Genomic DNA, 15,993 nt, shown 5'->3' with positions numbered 1-15,993 from the left:
AAAATGAAAACTAAAGTCATTCTTAGCCAGCAAATGGCGAGTGCAATTATTGCCGCAGGTCAGGAAGAGGCGCAGAAAAATAACTGGTCTGTTTCCATTGCTGTTGCCGATGACGGCGGTCATCTGCTGGCGTTAAGTCGCATGGATGATTGCGCGCCGATTGCAGCTTACATCTCCCAGGAGAAGGCGCGTACTGCCGCGCTGGGGCGTCGTGAAACCAGGGGCTATGAAGAGATGGTTAACAACGGACGTACTGCGTTCGTGACTGCGCCGTTACTGACGTCGCTGGAAGGTGGTGTACCGGTTGTTGTTGATGGGCAGATTATTGGTGCCGTGGGCGTTTCTGGTTTAACCGGAGCACAGGATGCGCAGGTCGCGAAAGCGGCAGCAGCGGTGTTGGCGAAATAAGCGAAAACGAGGAGATAAATAATGAGTGAGACCATAAACCAGGGCCGTTTACGCATTGACGCCAATTTTAAACGTTTTGTGGATGAAGAAGTTTTGCCTGGCGTGGAACTGGACGCTGCCGCGTTCTGGCGCAATTTTGATGAGATCGTTCACGATCTGTCGCCAGAAAATCGTCAGTTGCTGGCAGAACGCGATCGTATTCAGGCGGCGCTCGACGAATGGCATCGCTGCAATCCGGGGCCGGTAAAAGACAAAGCGGCTTATAAATCTTTCTTGCGTGAACTGGGCTACCTGGTGCCGCAACCGGAGCACGTGGCGGTGGAAACCACGGGCATCGACAGCGAAATCACCAGCCAGGCGGGGCCACAGCTGGTGGTTCCGGCGATGAACGCCCGCTACGCACTGAACGCGGCGAACGCTCGCTGGGGGTCACTGTACGATGCGCTATACGGCAGTGACATCATCCCGCAGGAAGGGGCGCTGGTCAGCGGTTACGATCCGCAGCGTGGTGCGCAGGTTATCGCCTGGGTTCGGTGTTTCCTCGATGAATCGTTCCCGCTGGAAAATGGCAGCTATCAGGATGCGGTGGCGTTTAGCGTAGTCGACAAACAATTACGTATCTTGTTGAAAAATGGTACAGAAACCATGTTGCGTACCCCGGCACAGTTTGTCGGTTACCGTGGCGGTGTCGATGCGCCGACCTGCATTTTGCTGAAAAATAACGGCTTGCATATTGAGCTACAAATCGATGCCAACGGGCGGATTGGCAAGGACGATCCGGCGCACATCAACGATGTTATCGTCGAAGCTGCTATCAGTACTATTCTCGACTGTGAAGATTCGGTCGCTGCGGTTGATGCGGAAGACAAAATCCTGCTGTACCGCAACCTGCTGGGCCTGATGCAGGGCACATTGCAAGAGACAATGGAGAAAAATGGTCGGCAAATCGTACGTAAATTAAATGACGATCGTCATTACACCGCCGCCGATGGTTCTGACATTTCTCTGCACGGACGTTCGCTGCTGTTTATCCGTAACGTCGGTCACTTGATGACCATTCCCGTAATTTGGGACAGCGAAGGTAATGAAATCCCGGAAGGCATTCTTGATGGCGTAATGACTGGCGCGATTGCCCTCTATGACTTAAAAGTGCAGAAAAATTCGCGCACCGGCAGCGTTTATATTGTGAAACCGAAAATGCACGGTCCGCAGGAAGTGGCATTTGCCAACAAACTGTTTACCCGCATAGAGATAATGCTCGGCATGGCACCGAATACCCTGAAAATGGGCATTATGGATGAAGAACGCCGGACCTCGCTGAACTTGCGTAGCTGCATTGCTCAGGCGCGCAATCGCGTGGCGTTCATCAATACCGGTTTCCTCGACCGTACCGGCGACGAAATGCATTCGGTGATGGAAGCGGGCCCGATGCTGCGTAAAAACCAGATGAAATCAACACCGTGGATCAAAGCCTACGAGCGCAATAACGTGCTTTCCGGTCTGTTCTGTGGGCTGCGTGGCAAAGCGCAAATCGGTAAAGGCATGTGGGCAATGCCGGATCTGATGGCAGACATGTACAGCCAGAAGGGCGACCAGCTGCGTGCCGGGGCGAACACGGCCTGGGTTCCGTCGCCAACCGCCGCTACGCTTCATGCGCTGCACTACCATCAAACCAACGTACAGAGCGTGCAAGCCAACATTGCTCAGAGCGAATTCAATGCTGAATTTGAACCGCTGCTGGACGATCTGCTGACTATTCCGGTTGCTGAAAACGCTAACTGGTCTGCGCAAGAGATCCAACAAGAGCTGGATAACAACGTGCAGGGGATTCTGGGTTACGTGGTGCGTTGGGTGGAGCAGGGAATTGGTTGTTCAAAAGTACCAGATATTCACAACGTGGCGCTGATGGAAGACCGTGCAACGCTGCGCATTTCCAGCCAGCATATCGCCAACTGGTTACGTCACGGTATTCTGACCAAAGAACAGGTGCAGGCATCGCTGGAGAACATGGCGAAAGTGGTTGATCAACAAAACGCTGGTGATCCGGCTTATCGTCCGATGGTGGGGAATTTCGCTAACTCGTGTGCTTTTAAAGCTGCCAGCGATTTAATCTTCCTTGGCGTGAAACAGCCAAACGGCTATACCGAACCGTTATTGCACGCCTGGCGTTTACGCGAAAAAGAAAGTCATTAATAGCGTCAAAAAAAGCCCCGGCAAGTTTTATTGTCGGGGCTATGATAGTCACTGCGGTAGTACATTTATCCCGGAAATAACCGGAACGATTATCAGGGGGTAACAAAATGGTAATGCCTCCAATTAGTAGAACATGTATTTTTCGATGAAAGCTCCGATGACTTTTTCATGTAATTCAACAGAGCGTGAGAAGCAGATAGTCTGGCGAATCAGACGCTTGATGCGGGTTCTCAGCGTCAGGTTGTTCCGCTCAATACGCTGAGTAAATATTTTACCCGTCAGATGCTTCTCTTTCGGGACTTCTCTGGCATAACTGCCCCAGTCATCACTGGTTATCATGCCGATGTTAAAGGGCGCGAGCAGGGCCAGCAATTCACGACAGGTTTCATCCGTTCGCGGCCCGAACGTGTAGGCCAGAACACCACCCGTTTTTGCGCCTCCACTACGAACAACATTTCAGTCGTGGCGCGGCATGCAAACAGTTGGAGATTAATGAATCAACGGCGTATAAGTTCTTTCGCCGTTTTGAGGAAAGTGGCCTCTCCTGGCCTTTGCCAGATGAAATGACCCCTGTTGAGCTGGAGCAAAAGCTCTACCCCCCAAAATCTAATCCTACCCGCGCCAGCAAATTACCTTCCGGAATACGTCGGCGGCCTAACTTTTCCCCGGAATTTAAACGCCATCTTGTCAAACTGTCCATACAACACAGAGTAAGAGTAGGCAGGATGCCGCCCTCGTTCTGATGCCGGTGGAGCTCGCAGAGCCCTGGTCTGCCATCGTTGATGTCACGCCGTTGCAACCTGCACCGGCTGAGCCGGGTAATACACTGTGCTGTGAAGTGGTTTTACCCGAAGGCACGATAAAACTGAGTGGCGCAGTCCCCCCGACTCTGCTGAGAATGCTGCTCGACGAACTGAAGGGAGAACGCCGGTGATCTCTTTACCCGCAGGAAGCAAAATCTGGCTGGTTGCCGGGGTTACTGATATGCGGTACGGGTTCACAGATGCCTCCGGCGGTCTGGTTCGCAGTTCACGGAGTATCACCGTGAACTGTTATCCAGGCTTATGGCAGATTAACTTCCCGGAGGGAAAACAGTCGAAAACGGACGGTATGAACACCGTAAGCCCCCAAAGTGATCACCATTCGCTTTCATTCATAGCTATGCAACGCGCTGAAAATGATTCTGGCAGCATTTCATGGCTTTACCAGGGGGATATCTCTTTTTGCGGTGTTTGCGTCAGAATCGCTCTGAGTGTGTTTTAGCCGTGCGCGTAATGAGACATTATGTTAACTCGCAATGTCTGGCTCAGGGAATGGCCCCCATATACTGACTTTATCATGCGGATAGGGATTGTAGTGGTTAGAGTTGGTTTCGGCATTGTTTCCGTTAATGCCAATTGCATTTTTGTATTTGATGCAACAGAAGGCGTGAGATTCTCCTGAGCCTGGAAAGTCTGAGTGTTTAGAGTTGATGGCAAAATACCTTCCATCAGGTTTTTGAATTAGTTGTTGTTTGGCTGCTTCCCAAAATATGTTATTACAAAGATCTTGGATTTGTAATGTTTGCAGGATTTTGATTACTACGTGGTCATACTCCAACTCTTTAGGTGAGTGTATTATCCCCTCTTTTAATAAGGTGTTTACCACAGGGTTTAGTTGCTGTCTAAAGCATGCAGATAGTGCCATTGCTACGCAATTTTTTTTCGAGGAAGCATGTTTGGCGGGGTGTGTAGTGTTTGACGTGATATGTCTATTCTCATAGAAGAATCTCAGGCTGATAACATCAACAAATACGGCGCTAAAACAAAATTTTCATAGAGTGACTCAAGATCTTCTTGAGCTCCTTTTTTGCGGCGCGTAATTTGCTGCCTGTAAACAAAAAAAAACACCGCTACCAGCGGTGGTTTTGTTTGCCGGAATCTAGAGCTACCAACTCTTTCTTCCGAAGGTAGCTGGCTTAGTGGAGCGCAGATACCAAATTTGTCCTTCTAGTGTAGCCGCAGTTAGGCCGCCACTTCAAGAAATCTTAATATTTTAATCCACCTTATCCAGTTATCAGTGGCGCTTTGTCGTGTCTTACTGGGTTGGACTCAAGACGATAGTTACCGGATAAGGCGCAGCAGTCGGGCCGAACGGGGGGCATGCACACCGCTCAGTTTGGAGCGAACGACCTACACCGAGCCGAGATACCAACAGCGTGAGCTATAAGAAAGCGCCATGCTTCCCGAAGGGAGAAAGGTGGACAGGTATCCGGTAAGCGGCAGGGGCGGAACAGGAGAGCGCACGAGGGAGCTTCCAGGGGGAAACGCCTGGTATCTTTATAGTCCTTATATCAATTTGAATAATATCATGCCTCATGATCTTTTACTTACTTGAGGTTTTACTGTCACATAACCGACACACCATCTATCGATTAGCAGAAGTAATAGTATATGTTTTTTATTAAACCACCATCACTACTCTCAATCTCTTTAGTTTTATATTTATTAATATCCGACAATATACCTTTAACTGGAATATCTTGCATTTTCAGATAATCTAAGACACTCTCACGCTCATTATCATCAATATACTTAATGATAAGATATTTTAGTGAATTAATTAACTCTTCATCATTCATATCACACTACTCCAGAATAATATCTACTTTATCAAATTTGATAATGAATCGGCAATGCCTCTAATTAGTTGAATTGATGTATAATGCCGCTTTTGAGGTTTTCTTATGGCCAGCGTTACTGTTCATTGCCCCCGTTGTCAGTCTGCTCACCTACACCTATGAAGCCCGCAAGCCCGGCAGCACTGGCTCTGGTATACATACAACACCAAAACTATACATTTGGCCCACGCACGGATGAAAGCTGCCGCGAACTTCTGGCGCTGCTCGCGCCGTTTAATATCGGCATGATAACCCGCGATGACTGGGGCAGTTATGCCAGAAAAGTGCCGAAGGCGAAGCATCTGACCGGCAAAATATTCACTCAGCGTATTGAACGTAACAACCTGACGCTGAGAACCCGCATCAAGCGTCTGGCCCGAAAAACAATCTGCTTCTCACGCTCAATTGAGCGGCATGAAAAGGTTATCAGGGCCTTCATTGAAAAATATATGTTCTACTAATTGCATGCACTACCAGATAATGCTCAACTCCACACTATTGTGCATAGCAGATAGTGTGCCAAACAAAGTAAAAAATTAATTCACTCTACTTTTTGCTTTTTCTGATAATGCAATAATAGATGTCAGACCTGATAAAACAATGATAAAAGATATTAATACTAAAAGAAGCCATGATTGTGACCATTTATGAAAATACTCATAAATATACCCCATAAAGATCGGCCCAAGAGAAGCTAATGTGTAGCCAATACCCTGAACAATAACAGATATGCGCTTGTTATCGTCCAGGTTTGTGGATAATTTCATTATTAGAGTAAAAATTACAACAAATCCGCCTCCTTGTGCTATCCCACCAGTAAAGCACCAAATTATCCAAAAACTGGGAAAAAGTAATATCAGGGAAATAGAGACTATCCAACATCCTCCCATAGCAACCAGCAGATATTCATATTTGATATAACGTCCTAGTACTGGAATAATCAGTGCCCCAGACAGGGCTAACCCTTGAAATATTGAGGCAATGACACCAGCACTTGAAGCACTGGCACCACTTACTGACATCAAATATACAGGTAACCATGCTGTAATCCCGTAGTAAATGAACAAATGAGCAGCAAATCCAGCACTCAGAGATGCAATGACGATTTTTTGATGCGCCGAAAAAAAATGTGAATATTTCTGCTGGGTTAAGGAATATCCTGGTGTACTGGTTACCTCTTTATTCTGTGATTGTGATAGCTGCCACAGTAACAATGCCAGAACAGGTAACCATACCCAGCTGGCCAATGCAAATTGCCATCCCATTATGTGTGCAATTGGTGCTGTCATTGAACTGGTAATCATCGTTCCGATATTAAGTGAGGATGTATATATGCCTGTTACTACCCCCATTCGATGACGAAAATCTCGCCCGATGATCATTAAACTAACAATATTTCCTGTTGCCAGAGCTGCACCAAGTATAAATGTTCCAGCTAATATACCGATTTCACCAGTATAGGGGCGCAATAAAATCCCAATACTGGCACCAATTAGCGTGAGCCACATACTTTTGTTAATTCCGATTTTCGATATGAGCACAGAAATGATCGGAGTTAGAGTTCCAAAACATAAGACAGGTATACTGGTCAGCAGTCCAGTTAACGTAGCATTTAACTTCAAATCATGCAGCAGTGGCTGAAGGACTGGAGGAACAGCCGTTAGTGGACTTCTTAGATTCATCCCCAGAACAATCAGGGCAAGCAAAAGCATTAATGTTTTGTTAACCTTAGTCAATAATCTCACGGGATTCATCTCACTTAGATACAATGGATAATAAGCACCCAGTTACATTAAGCTGTATACAATATTTGATCAAAAGTGACCCGTAAGTTAACTTTGTTGTGATGAATATGGAAAGGAGGAAAGTATGAGCAACCAAGACAATGTAGCGCCGGCAAGAAAAAAGCGCAGTCCTAGTTTGATGAAAACCAGAAAAACACGCGAGTCAATCATCAAAGCAGGGATGGAGGTGTTTATTGAGCATGGCTTTGCTGATGCAAAAGTAAGCGAAATAAGCAAAAAAGCAGGAGTCGCTAAGGGGACTGTCTATAATTACTTTCAGACCAAAGAAAGCCTTTTTGAAAGTGTTTTACGAGAATTTATTGTCGCTGCACCAATGGAACTCAGGTCCGAGCCGCGAAAGCATGGGGAAAGTGTAAAGCAGTATCTGCGGCGTGTGCTTTTACCTGTAATAAAAACGCTTGAATCATCAGGTCGCGCTCAGATTGCCAGATTAGTAATAACTGAGAGTGCCCGTTTTCCAGTATTAGCTAAAGCATATCTACAGGAAGTCCACCAGCCACTCATTGATAGTTTGAAAATTTTATTAGAGGCTGCCTTTAAGGAAGGGGAACTCAAAAATAATAAACTAGCCCTTTATCCACATATATTATTGTCCCCGAACTGGCTAGGTATTGTCCACAACGGAATGCTTGACCCATCAAATCCACTTAATATAGGGGAGTTATTTGAGGTTGGACTGGATCTCTTTTTTGATTCGGTTGATGACCAATTGTAGAGAAAACGGGTATTGTCTTCAATTAGTTAAAGCGCTTAAGCTATCGGTGGTAGCGCTGATTTATTGGCAGTTGCGTACGTATTAGCGCTGCTTTTGCCGCAATACCCAATGGATCTTTCCAGCATAGCCACAACATGAATGATAGAGGCTTCTGAGAACTTAATTGCTGTGTGACTGTGCCCATTGTTTATTACCGGCACGTCAGCGTCGTGCAATATGTTTAAAAAGAGAGTTGTAAATCAGGGATTACTTTTTTAGCTCTTTTCTGTTCGCAAGGGTCAATCCCCTCCGAAATCAGTCTTCGGGCTTCATTCCGTTTTGTACGTGCTTCGGAGAGAGACACTTCCGGATACACACCAAGTGCCAGAGTCTTCTCCTTACCCAGAATACGATAACGGAGACGCCAGTAACGGGAATCATTAGGATGTACCCGCAGGAACGTGCCAGCCCCGTCAGTGGGCTTTGTAACCCGGATTTTTGCGTCAGTCAGAGCTATAACTCAGCCTTCTGGATGCGTGAAAGAGGGTACAAATTTTGTCGAACTGAGGGATTCCCGCAATTATACCCACACAACGAGGCTGAATTGATTTGGAGGCAGAAGGCTTAAATACTGGCGTTCTGAAACGAAAAACGGACCTCCGTAGAGGTCCGTTGATATGAATTTGGTGCCCGGACTCGGAATCGAACCAAGGACACGGGGATTTTCAATCCCCTGCTCTACCGACTGAGCTATCCGGGCAACGGGGCGCATTAAACCTGATTCGCCTCTTCTCGTCAATCAAATTTCTTCAATTTACAGCAGACTGCACAATCTATCATCACTTTGCCGCTATTGCACGTACGATCAGGCAATCCAGGCGGTCCAGGCGGCAGAAAGCGGCATTGCCAGAAGGAGTGCTGGAAGCATGTTGACCACCGGGAACATTTTAATGCCGCAGATGCGCAAGCCAGTTGCTAACAACAATAATCCCCCTACGGCACTGAAGTCGGCCATCATTGCTGGTGTGGTCAGCGGTAATATCAGCGTGGCACAGCTGGCAAGGGCTAACTGGATAATCAGTAATGGGATGCTTATCACCGATACCGCAATGCCGAGCGAGCAGGCGAAAATCATTGCAGTAAAGAAATCGAGAAATGATTTAGCGATCAAAATACTTGGATCACCAGTCATTCCTTCGTTCATCGCACCGAAAATCCCGGTACTGCTGGTGCAGAACAGAACAATAATCGCCACAAAGTTCTGAATAAACGATTCATGCGCTGGCTTTTTACGTGAGAAGCGAAACAGATTTTGCGCTTGAGTAACTGCGTTATTGATTCCTTTCTCTAGCAAACAGAGCTCACCAATCAATGCACCCAAGAGCGTTGCTAATATCATGACGGGAAGGTTAGCGCATTTTACCACCAGTAAAATACCAATTCCCAGCGATGCCAGCCCAAAAATGGACGTCATTGAGATGCGTATCCGCTCTGGTAAACGTTGGCTAAGCAGAACGCCAAGGACGCCACCAATTAATACTGCGCCTGCATTGATAAAGGGACCAATTATCACAAGAGTTCCTGTTAACTGTATTTTCAGATGTCCTTATTATGAACGTATTTCCCGCCAGATGACTTGTTTGTTCGCAAACTCCTGGCTTGCACGCTCTGGTGAAAGGTGTAATGATTGCGCGAATTTTCTCCTTCCTGTACGGAGTTTGCCCGATGCTCGCCACCTCCATACATTCTCTCGCTTATCGCCGTTTTCTGCTCATGCGGTGAAGTTAATGCACGCTCACTGCAGGACAACAGTAAAATCAGAGCGTTTCTGCTTTTACTGATGTCTGGTGGTCGGAGCTGGTGACCAGTTTGACCCACATCTCATGAGGCAGGGTTTTCCACCTTGCCTGGTATTTTTACTTCCCCGAAACGGGTTTTGCGCTTATGAAATCAATGAATATTGCCGCCAGTGGCGAACTGGTATCCCGACTTTCTACCCATCGCCGCGTGGTGGCGTTGGGAGACACTGATTTTACGGACGTCGCGGCAGTTGTCATTACCGCTGCGGATAGTCGCAGTGGCATTCTTGCGTTACTTAAGCGCACCGGCTTTCATTTACCGGTGTTTTTGTATTCCGAACATGCTGTTGAATTACCTGCGGGCGTTATGGCGGTAATCAATGGCAACGAGCAGCAGTGGCTCGAGCTGGAATCCGCAGCCTGTCAGTATGAAGAGGATTTGCTGCCACCGTTTTACGACACGCTGACGCAGTACGTTGAGATGGGCAACAGCACCTTTGCTTGCCCAGGGCATCAACATGGTGCGTTCTTTAAAAAGCATCCTGCCGGACGCCATTTTTACGATTTCTTTGGTGAGAACGTCTTTCGCGCCGATATGTGTAACGCTGACGTAAAATTAGGCGATCTGCTTATTCATGAAGGATCAGCGAAGGATGCGCAGAAATTCGCAGCCAAAGTCTTTCATGCCGATAAAACCTATTTTGTGCTGAACGGCACATCGGCAGCGAATAAGGTGGTGACGAATGCGTTGTTAACGCGTGGCGATCTGGTGCTCTTTGACCGTAATAACCATAAGTCGAATCATCACGGCGCGTTGATTCAGGCGGGGGCGACGCCGGTCTATCTGGAAGCTTCACGTAACCCGTTTGGTTTTATTGGCGGTATTGATGCGCACTGTTTTAATGAAGACTATCTGCGCCAGCAAATTCGCAACGTGGCGCCAGAAAAAGCCGAACTGCCGCGCCCGTTTCGCCTGGCGATTATTCAACTGGGAACCTATGACGGCACGGTCTATAACGCCCGTCAGGTGATCGATAGCATTGGGCATCTATGTGATTACATTCTGTTTGATTCTGCATGGGTCGGGTACGAGCAGTTTATCCCGATGATGGCAGATTGCTCACCGTTGCTGTTAGAGCTTAACGAAAACGATCCAGGCATTTTTGTTACCCAATCGGTGCACAAACAGCAGGCGGGCTTCTCGCAGACATCGCAGATTCATAAAAAAGATAATCACATTCGCGGGCAGGCGCGTTTTTGCCCGCATAAGCGGTTAAATAATGCCTTCATGCTTCATGCTTCTACCAGCCCGTTCTATCCGCTGTTTGCCGCGCTGGATGTTAACGCCAAAATTCATGAAGGGGAGAGTGGACGTCGGCTGTGGGCTGAGTGTGTTGAGATGGGGATTGAAACGCGGAAGGCGATTCTTGCGCGCTGTAAGCTGTTTCACCCGTTTATCCCACCTGTCGTTGATGGCAAATTGTGGCAGGATTATCCCACTTCAGTGTTAGCCAGCGACCGCCGTTTCTTCAGTTTTGAACCGGGGGCGAAGTGGCACGGCTTTGAAGGATATGCCGCGAATCAGTATTTTGTTGATCCGTGCAAGCTGTTACTGACCACACCGGGTATTGATGCTGAAACCGGCGAATATAGCGACTTTGGCGTTCCGGCGACGATTCTGGCGCACTATCTGCGTGAGAACGGCATTGTGCCGGAGAAGTGCGATCTCAACTCTATTCTATTCTTATTAACGCCAGCGGAAAGCCACGAGAAGCTGGCACAACTGGTGGCGATGCTGGCGCAGTTTGAACAGCATATTGAGGATGACTCGCCGCTTGCTGAGGTGTTGCCGAGCGTTTATAACAAATATCCGGTGCGCTATCGCGACTACACCCTGCGCCAGTTGTGCCAGGAGATGCACGATCTGTATGTCAGTTTCGACGTTAAAGATCTTCAAAAAGCGATGTTCCGCCAGCAGAATTTCCCGTCAGTGGTGATGACCCCCCAGGACGCGCATAGCACTTATATTCGCGGTGAAGTGGAGTTGGTGCGGATTCGTGATGCCGAAGGGCGAATTGCGGCAGAAGGGGCGTTGCCTTATCCACCCGGTGTGCTTTGCGTGGTACCAGGGGAAGTCTGGGGTGGGGCGGTTCAGCGTTATTTCTTGGCGCTGGAAGAAGGCGTGAATTTACTGCCGGGATTTTCGCCGGAGCTACAAGGCGTCTATAGCGAAACCGATGCTGATGGTATGAAACGCCTGTACGGATATGTTTTGAGGTGAGAATAAAAAAACAGGTCGCCGTCTGGCGACCCGTTCATATTGTTGACAAAGTGCGCGTTGTTCATGCCGGATGCGGCGTGAACGCCTTATCCGGCCTACAAAAACATGCAATTTCAATATATTGCAGAGATTACGTAGGCCTGATAAGCGTAGCGCATCAGGCAATTTTGCTAACCGTCTGTGTACCTGCCGGTACACGAACGTGCTTATATTTGAACATCGCCATAAACGCGAAGGCCAGAACCACGGAATAACCCGCGAAAATCAGCCATACGGTCTGCCAGTCGGTAATGCCGTTTTGGGTGTACATCTCAACAACTTTACCGCTCACGATGCCACCGAGGATACAGCCGAAGCCGTTGGTCATCATCAGGAACATCCCTTGTGCACTGGCGCGAATTGCCGGGCTAACTTCTTTTTCGACAAACACCGAACCAGAGATGTTGAAGAAGTCGAATGCGCAACCGTAAACGATCATCGACAGTACCAGCAGTACAGTACCGAACGGAGTCGGATCGCCGTAAGCAAACAGCGCAAAACGCAGTATCCACGCCACGATACTGATCATCATTACGTTCTTAATACCGTAGCGGCTTAAGAAGAACGGGATGGTCAGAATGAACAGAGTTTCAGAGATCTGCGAAATAGACATGATGATTGACGCATGCTGCACGATGAAGCTGCTGGCAAACATCGGATCTTTGTCGAAGCTGTGCAGGAAGGTATTACCGAACATGTTGGTAATCTGCAGTTCCGCGCCCAGCAGCATTGAGAAGATGAAGAAGATCGCCATACGCTTGTTTTTAAACAGCGCGAAGGCATCGAGGCCCAGCAGGGTTGTCCAGCTCTGATTTGCTTGCTGTTTAGCAACCGGAATATGCGGCAGAGTCAGGGTAAACAGAACCAGAACGGCAGAAAGAGCTGCGCCAATATACAGCTGCATATGGCTTAATTCGAAACCGGACAGGCTCACTACCCACATCGCCATGATAAAACCGATGGTGCCCCAGATACGGATTGGCGGGAAATCCGTCACGATATCCATCCCGGCATTTTGCAGCCGATAGTAGGAGATGGTGTTGATTAACCCAAGCGTTGGCATATAAGCAAACGAGTTTATCAATATCACCAGGAACATTGCCTCCGGCGTCGTGACCTGTGCCGCCATGAACAGCGTGATAGCGCCGATGGTGTGACAAATGGCATATACCCATTTCGCACTTAACCATTTGTCGGCCACAATCCCCAGCAGCGCAGGCATAAAGACCGCGGCGATACCCAGTGAGCTATAAACTGCGCCGATAGAAGCACCGTCAAACTTCAGGGTAACAAACATATAGGAGCCGAGGGTCGTCAACCAACTTCCCCACATCGTGATGCGGATGAGTGTTTGAAAAAGCACATTTGACCGTGCGAGATGATGCGATTCTATCAATTACGCGGACTGATTTTTTGTTACCTGTGGCAAATAATTGCAAACATTCCCAATTTGCAAAACAAAATTGTGATGTAGGTAACACTTTTGCCATCCCTGAGCATCGTCAGGGGCGGTAAGTGGAATTATCGGCGGCGGTAGGATTTCTGCGCGGTGTTCACTTTATAAAGATAACGGCGAGATTCCGCAGAGGGATGGCGGGTCGTCAGCGTCTGATAAACATCGCCCGGCGTCATGGTGTTAATAATATTGGCAGCCTGAATCTTGTCATTCGAAAAGACTCGCAGCACGCTGCCTGCGCCGCCGTTATAGGCGGTGATGACGGCATAACGCCGCGACGTTGGGTTATCAATTCCACCGAGATAAACATTATTCAGCATCGCCAGATACGCGGTGCCGGTATCAATATTGCTGGCAGGATCAAACAAGAAACTGCGGCTCGGCGTGCCGGATTTCCCCTGCGAGCGAAACACATCTTTCCCGGCAGTGTGTTGTACCACCTGCATTAATCCCAGCGCGTCGGAACGGCTAACCGCATATGGGTTAAAGGAGGATTCGGTCTGCATAATCGCCAGAATCAATGATTCATCGACGCCATATTTCCGCGACGCCTGGCGTACCATACCGAGATATTTATGTGCACGTTTATCAAGGTGGTTCGGCACCATGTTAATGGTCACGCTGTAGATGATACGCAGTCCGTTACTACGGCTTTTCAGACGGTTTCTCAACAGATAATCCGCGAAGTTGCTCGCACGGCCTTCCCAGCGAATCGGCTGCCCGGTGTTATCCACCACCTGACCGTAAAGGAAAGGTTCTTTCGAAATCGTAATATCATCAACGTCGGAATAGAGATCGACCGACCCCGGATCGTCACCCATCAGCAACGTTTTGATAATTGCCCGGCGCAGATGCGCGGTAGGTTCTGTTCCGGCGATGGTTTCGATAGTGATCGTACCGTCATCGAAGTTGATGTGGCTACGGGTTTGATATTGATCGGTGTATTTCACGTAGTCCTTAGGACCGGCGATCACCACCTCTTTGAATCCCCAGATGTTCTCAATGTTGTGGGCAAATTGCCCCATCAGAATATCAAAACCGTTGGTATCTTTGACCCAGGCCTCATTATAGGTATCGCCTTTTTTGGTCGTCGAACAGGAGATGAGCAACGGCGCAATCAAAGCCAGCGCGAGATATTTTTTCATCATTCCGGGTGCGTGTTGTGTTTGTTTTTATGCAAGTTGCCGGAGGCGTACTCCGGCACTGTCTTTATTTTTTATCTTCCGGCGTATAGCCCTCGATATGCACCTCTTTACCCTCGAACAGGAAGTTGACCATCTCCTGCTCCAGCAGCTTGCGATGCTCGGCATTCATCATGTTGAGTTTCTTTTCATTAATCAGCATGGTTTGTTTGTGCTGCCATTGCGCCCAGGCTTCTTTGGATATCTCGTTATAGATGCGTTTTCCCAGCTCGCCGGGGTACAGCTGAAAATCCTGACCTTCTGCTTCACGTTGCAGGAAAGTACAAAAAATCGTTCTGCTCATAAATCATCCTCTTTATCGACTCACGCGCTAAACCGGCGCGCCAGTGCGTAACTGCTGTAACAAACGCTCCACGGGAGCCGCCAGGCCAACTGACGGCGGTTGCGCTAAGTTATACCAGAGCGCATTGCCTTCATCCATGCAGCCGGTGAATGACGACACGGGAAGCCACATAGGCACAATATCTAAGTGGAAATGGCTGAAGGTATGGCGAAACGCGGTCAGTTGCGTCAGGTTATCGGCAGCGATCTGCCGTTGCGCCAGCCATTGCCGCAAACTTTCTTCATCGGCAAACTGCGGGAAACAGTATAACCCGCCCCACAATCCGCTCGGTGGACGCTGTGCCAGCAATACTTCATCTTCGTGCTGTAACAGCAGAAAGTAGCCAGTACGCTCCGGTAGCGTCTGTTTCGGTTTTTTGCCCGGATAAAGTGACCAGCTATTGTTGGCGGCGGCAATACACCCGTTTTGTAGCGGACAGAGCGAACATTTCGGCTTTGAACGCGTGCAAATCATCGCGCCCAAATCCATCATCGCCTGATTAAAGCGCTCTACGCCGACAGCTGGCGTCACCTGCTCGCTCAAACTCCACAGTTTATTCTCGACCTCTTTTTTCCCAGGCCAGCCGCTTACAGCATAGCAGCGTGCCAGCACCCGTTTGACGTTACCGTCGAGAATCGGAAAGTGCTTACCCAGAGAAAGCGAGAGAATTGCGCCTGCGGTGGAACGCCCGACGCCCGGCAGCGCAGCGACTTCTTCAAAGGTTTCCGGGAATTTACCGCCGTGTAAGGTGGCAACTTGCTGTGCCGCTTTATGCAGATTGCGCGCGCGGGCGTAATAGCCAAGGCCGGTCCACAAGTGGAGAACTTCGTCGAGCGGCGCATTGGCGAGATCGGTCACCGTCGGGAAGCGCGCCATAAAGCGTTCAAAATAGGGGATAACGGTCGCAACCTGAGTTTGTTGCAACATCACTTCTGAGAGCCATACTTTGTAGGGCGTCTTGTCAATTTGCCAGGGCAGAGTTTTTCGCCCGTATTTATCGTACCAGTCCAGAACCTGGGCTGAAAATTGCGACGCTTGCATGGTCACCGAATTCACTGTTGTTGGGGGCAAGATTGCAGCACAGCGACGGCAGGGTGTAAACCGGAACTTTCCGCAGATACGGCCTTATCATGCT

General features: G+C 48.6%; 15 protein-coding genes, 1 tRNA gene and 4 pseudogenes. 8 read left to right on the top strand and 12 right to left on the bottom strand.

Going from position 1 to position 15,993, the window contains the following annotated elements:
* Window positions 1-3: 3 nt before the first annotated feature.
* Window positions 4-408 (top strand): GlcG family protein, encoded by a 405-nt coding sequence (locus A7090_RS16940; protein WP_105274904.1) that lies wholly within the window; start codon window positions 4-6, stop codon window positions 406-408.
* Between the two features lie 21 nt (window positions 409-429).
* On the top strand, window positions 430-2,601 hold the full coding sequence (gene glcB, locus A7090_RS16935) for a malate synthase G (protein WP_105274903.1): 2,172 nt from the start codon (window positions 430-432) through the stop codon (window positions 2,599-2,601).
* Window positions 2,602-2,724: 123 nt separating this feature from the next.
* Here glcB and A7090_RS16930 read toward each other — a convergent pair.
* Window positions 2,725-3,033, bottom strand: a pseudogene (locus A7090_RS16930) (IS1 family transposase); the annotation flags it as partial.
* Window positions 3,034-3,349: 316 nt separating this feature from the next.
* Between A7090_RS16930 and A7090_RS16925 the strand changes: the two are divergent.
* Both A7090_RS16925 and A7090_RS26670 read left to right on the top strand, forming a co-directional pair.
* Window positions 3,350-3,535 (top strand): hypothetical protein, encoded by a 186-nt coding sequence (locus tag A7090_RS16925; protein ID WP_157941474.1) that lies wholly within the window; start codon window positions 3,350-3,352, stop codon window positions 3,533-3,535.
* Window positions 3,532-3,600, top strand: a pseudogene (locus tag A7090_RS26670) (IS66 family insertion sequence element accessory protein TnpB); the annotation flags it as partial. The gene A7090_RS16925 and the pseudogene A7090_RS26670, both read left to right, overlap by 4 nt.
* Before the next feature lie 288 nt (window positions 3,601-3,888).
* Here A7090_RS26670 and A7090_RS16915 read toward each other — a convergent pair.
* The 3 genes from A7090_RS16915 to A7090_RS16905 form a co-directional block, all read right to left on the bottom strand.
* Entirely contained in the window at window positions 3,889-4,287 is a 399-nt protein-coding gene (locus A7090_RS16915; RefSeq protein ID WP_157941473.1) for a hypothetical protein, read from the bottom strand.
* 358 nt (window positions 4,288-4,645) lie between these two features.
* Window positions 4,646-4,744: a replication initiation protein gene (locus A7090_RS26665; RefSeq protein WP_249788758.1), complete on the bottom strand. Its 99-nt coding sequence runs from the start codon at window positions 4,742-4,744 to the stop codon at window positions 4,646-4,648.
* Between the two features lie 270 nt (window positions 4,745-5,014).
* Window positions 5,015-5,221 (bottom strand): hypothetical protein, encoded by a 207-nt coding sequence (locus A7090_RS16905; protein ID WP_105274899.1) that lies wholly within the window; start codon window positions 5,219-5,221, stop codon window positions 5,015-5,017.
* 105 nt (window positions 5,222-5,326) lie between these two features.
* Here A7090_RS16905 and A7090_RS27310 point away from each other — a divergent pair, with 105 nt between their 5' ends.
* Window positions 5,327-5,383 carry an IS1 family transposase gene (locus A7090_RS27310; RefSeq protein ID WP_240246039.1) on the top strand — a complete coding sequence of 19 codons (57 nt, stop codon included), beginning with the start codon at window positions 5,327-5,329 and terminating at the stop codon, window positions 5,381-5,383.
* Window positions 5,384-5,389: 6 nt separating this feature from the next.
* Window positions 5,390-5,721, top strand: a pseudogene (locus A7090_RS16900) (IS1 family transposase); the annotation flags it as partial.
* A 75-nt stretch (window positions 5,722-5,796) separates the two neighbouring features.
* Here the strand turns inward: A7090_RS16900 and A7090_RS16895 are convergent.
* Complete coding sequence (locus A7090_RS16895; protein WP_157941472.1) at window positions 5,797-7,005, bottom strand: MFS transporter; 1,209 nt, start codon at window positions 7,003-7,005, stop codon at window positions 5,797-5,799.
* Window positions 7,006-7,129: 124 nt separating this feature from the next.
* On the opposite strand from A7090_RS16895, the gene A7090_RS16890 reads away from it, so the two are divergent.
* Window positions 7,130-7,780, top strand: a complete 651-nt coding sequence (locus A7090_RS16890; RefSeq protein WP_105274897.1) for a TetR/AcrR family transcriptional regulator — start codon at window positions 7,130-7,132, stop codon at window positions 7,778-7,780.
* A gap of 204 nt (window positions 7,781-7,984) precedes the next feature.
* Here A7090_RS16890 and A7090_RS16885 read toward each other — a convergent pair.
* The 3 genes and pseudogenes from A7090_RS16885 to A7090_RS16875 form a co-directional block, all read right to left on the bottom strand.
* Window positions 7,985-8,276, bottom strand: a pseudogene (locus tag A7090_RS16885) (Arm DNA-binding domain-containing protein); the annotation flags it as partial.
* Window positions 8,277-8,443: 167 nt separating this feature from the next.
* Window positions 8,444-8,519 (bottom strand) — tRNA-Phe (locus A7090_RS16880).
* Window positions 8,520-8,624: 105 nt separating this feature from the next.
* Window positions 8,625-9,332: a DUF554 domain-containing protein gene (locus tag A7090_RS16875; RefSeq protein WP_105274895.1), complete on the bottom strand. Its 708-nt coding sequence runs from the start codon at window positions 9,330-9,332 to the stop codon at window positions 8,625-8,627.
* Between the two features lie 371 nt (window positions 9,333-9,703).
* On the opposite strand from A7090_RS16875, the gene speC reads away from it, so the two are divergent.
* Window positions 9,704-11,839: an ornithine decarboxylase gene (speC, locus tag A7090_RS16870; protein ID WP_105274894.1), complete on the top strand. Its 2,136-nt coding sequence runs from the start codon at window positions 9,704-9,706 to the stop codon at window positions 11,837-11,839.
* A 157-nt stretch (window positions 11,840-11,996) separates the two neighbouring features.
* On the opposite strand, the gene nupG is transcribed toward speC, so the two are convergent.
* The 4 genes from nupG to mutY form a co-directional block, all read right to left on the bottom strand.
* The gene (gene nupG, locus A7090_RS16865) at window positions 11,997-13,211 is read right to left on the bottom strand and encodes a nucleoside permease NupG (protein WP_105274893.1); all 1,215 of its coding nucleotides are present in this window, start codon (window positions 13,209-13,211) and stop codon (window positions 11,997-11,999) included.
* A 188-nt stretch (window positions 13,212-13,399) separates the two neighbouring features.
* Window positions 13,400-14,479 (bottom strand): membrane-bound lytic murein transglycosylase MltC, encoded by a 1,080-nt coding sequence (mltC, locus tag A7090_RS16860; protein WP_105274892.1) that lies wholly within the window; start codon window positions 14,477-14,479, stop codon window positions 13,400-13,402.
* 64 nt (window positions 14,480-14,543) lie between these two features.
* On the bottom strand, window positions 14,544-14,819 hold the full coding sequence (locus A7090_RS16855; RefSeq protein ID WP_000091700.1) for an oxidative damage protection protein: 276 nt from the start codon (window positions 14,817-14,819) through the stop codon (window positions 14,544-14,546).
* A gap of 27 nt (window positions 14,820-14,846) precedes the next feature.
* On the bottom strand, window positions 14,847-15,899 hold the full coding sequence (gene mutY / locus A7090_RS16850) for an A/G-specific adenine glycosylase (RefSeq protein ID WP_001295382.1): 1,053 nt from the start codon (window positions 15,897-15,899) through the stop codon (window positions 14,847-14,849).
* Window positions 15,900-15,993 lie beyond the last annotated feature (94 nt).

The organism is Escherichia sp. MOD1-EC7003, assembly GCF_002965065.1.
In the GTDB taxonomy this organism is placed as follows: Bacteria; Pseudomonadota; Gammaproteobacteria; order Enterobacterales; family Enterobacteriaceae; genus Escherichia.
This window is presented reverse-complemented; position numbering and strand designations above follow the sequence as displayed.

What these genes read in the sequence shown, in the direction of transcription:
- A7090_RS16940 (WP_105274904.1), top strand. Translation starts at nt 4, where the DNA reads ATGAAAACTAAAGTCATTCTTAGCCAGCAAATGGCGAGTGCAATTATT.
- glcB (WP_105274903.1), top strand. Translation starts at nt 430, where the DNA reads ATGAGTGAGACCATAAACCAGGGCCGTTTACGCATTGACGCCAATTTT.
- A7090_RS16915 (WP_157941473.1), bottom strand. Translation starts at nt 4,287, where the DNA reads ATGGCACTATCTGCATGCTTTAGACAGCAACTAAACCCTGTGGTAAAC.
- A7090_RS26665 (WP_249788758.1), bottom strand. Translation starts at nt 4,744, where the DNA reads ATGCCCCCCGTTCGGCCCGACTGCTGCGCCTTATCCGGTAACTATCGT.
- A7090_RS16905 (WP_105274899.1), bottom strand. Translation starts at nt 5,221, where the DNA reads ATGAATGATGAAGAGTTAATTAATTCACTAAAATATCTTATCATTAAG.
- A7090_RS16890 (WP_105274897.1), top strand. Translation starts at nt 7,130, where the DNA reads ATGAGCAACCAAGACAATGTAGCGCCGGCAAGAAAAAAGCGCAGTCCT.
- speC (WP_105274894.1), top strand. Translation starts at nt 9,704, where the DNA reads ATGAAATCAATGAATATTGCCGCCAGTGGCGAACTGGTATCCCGACTT.
- nupG (WP_105274893.1), bottom strand. Translation starts at nt 13,211, where the DNA reads ATGTGGGGAAGTTGGTTGACGACCCTCGGCTCCTATATGTTTGTTACC.
- mltC (WP_105274892.1), bottom strand. Translation starts at nt 14,479, where the DNA reads ATGAAAAAATATCTCGCGCTGGCTTTGATTGCGCCGTTGCTCATCTCC.
- A7090_RS16855 (WP_000091700.1), bottom strand. Translation starts at nt 14,819, where the DNA reads ATGAGCAGAACGATTTTTTGTACTTTCCTGCAACGTGAAGCAGAAGGT.
- mutY (WP_001295382.1), bottom strand. Translation starts at nt 15,899, where the DNA reads ATGCAAGCGTCGCAATTTTCAGCCCAGGTTCTGGACTGGTACGATAAA.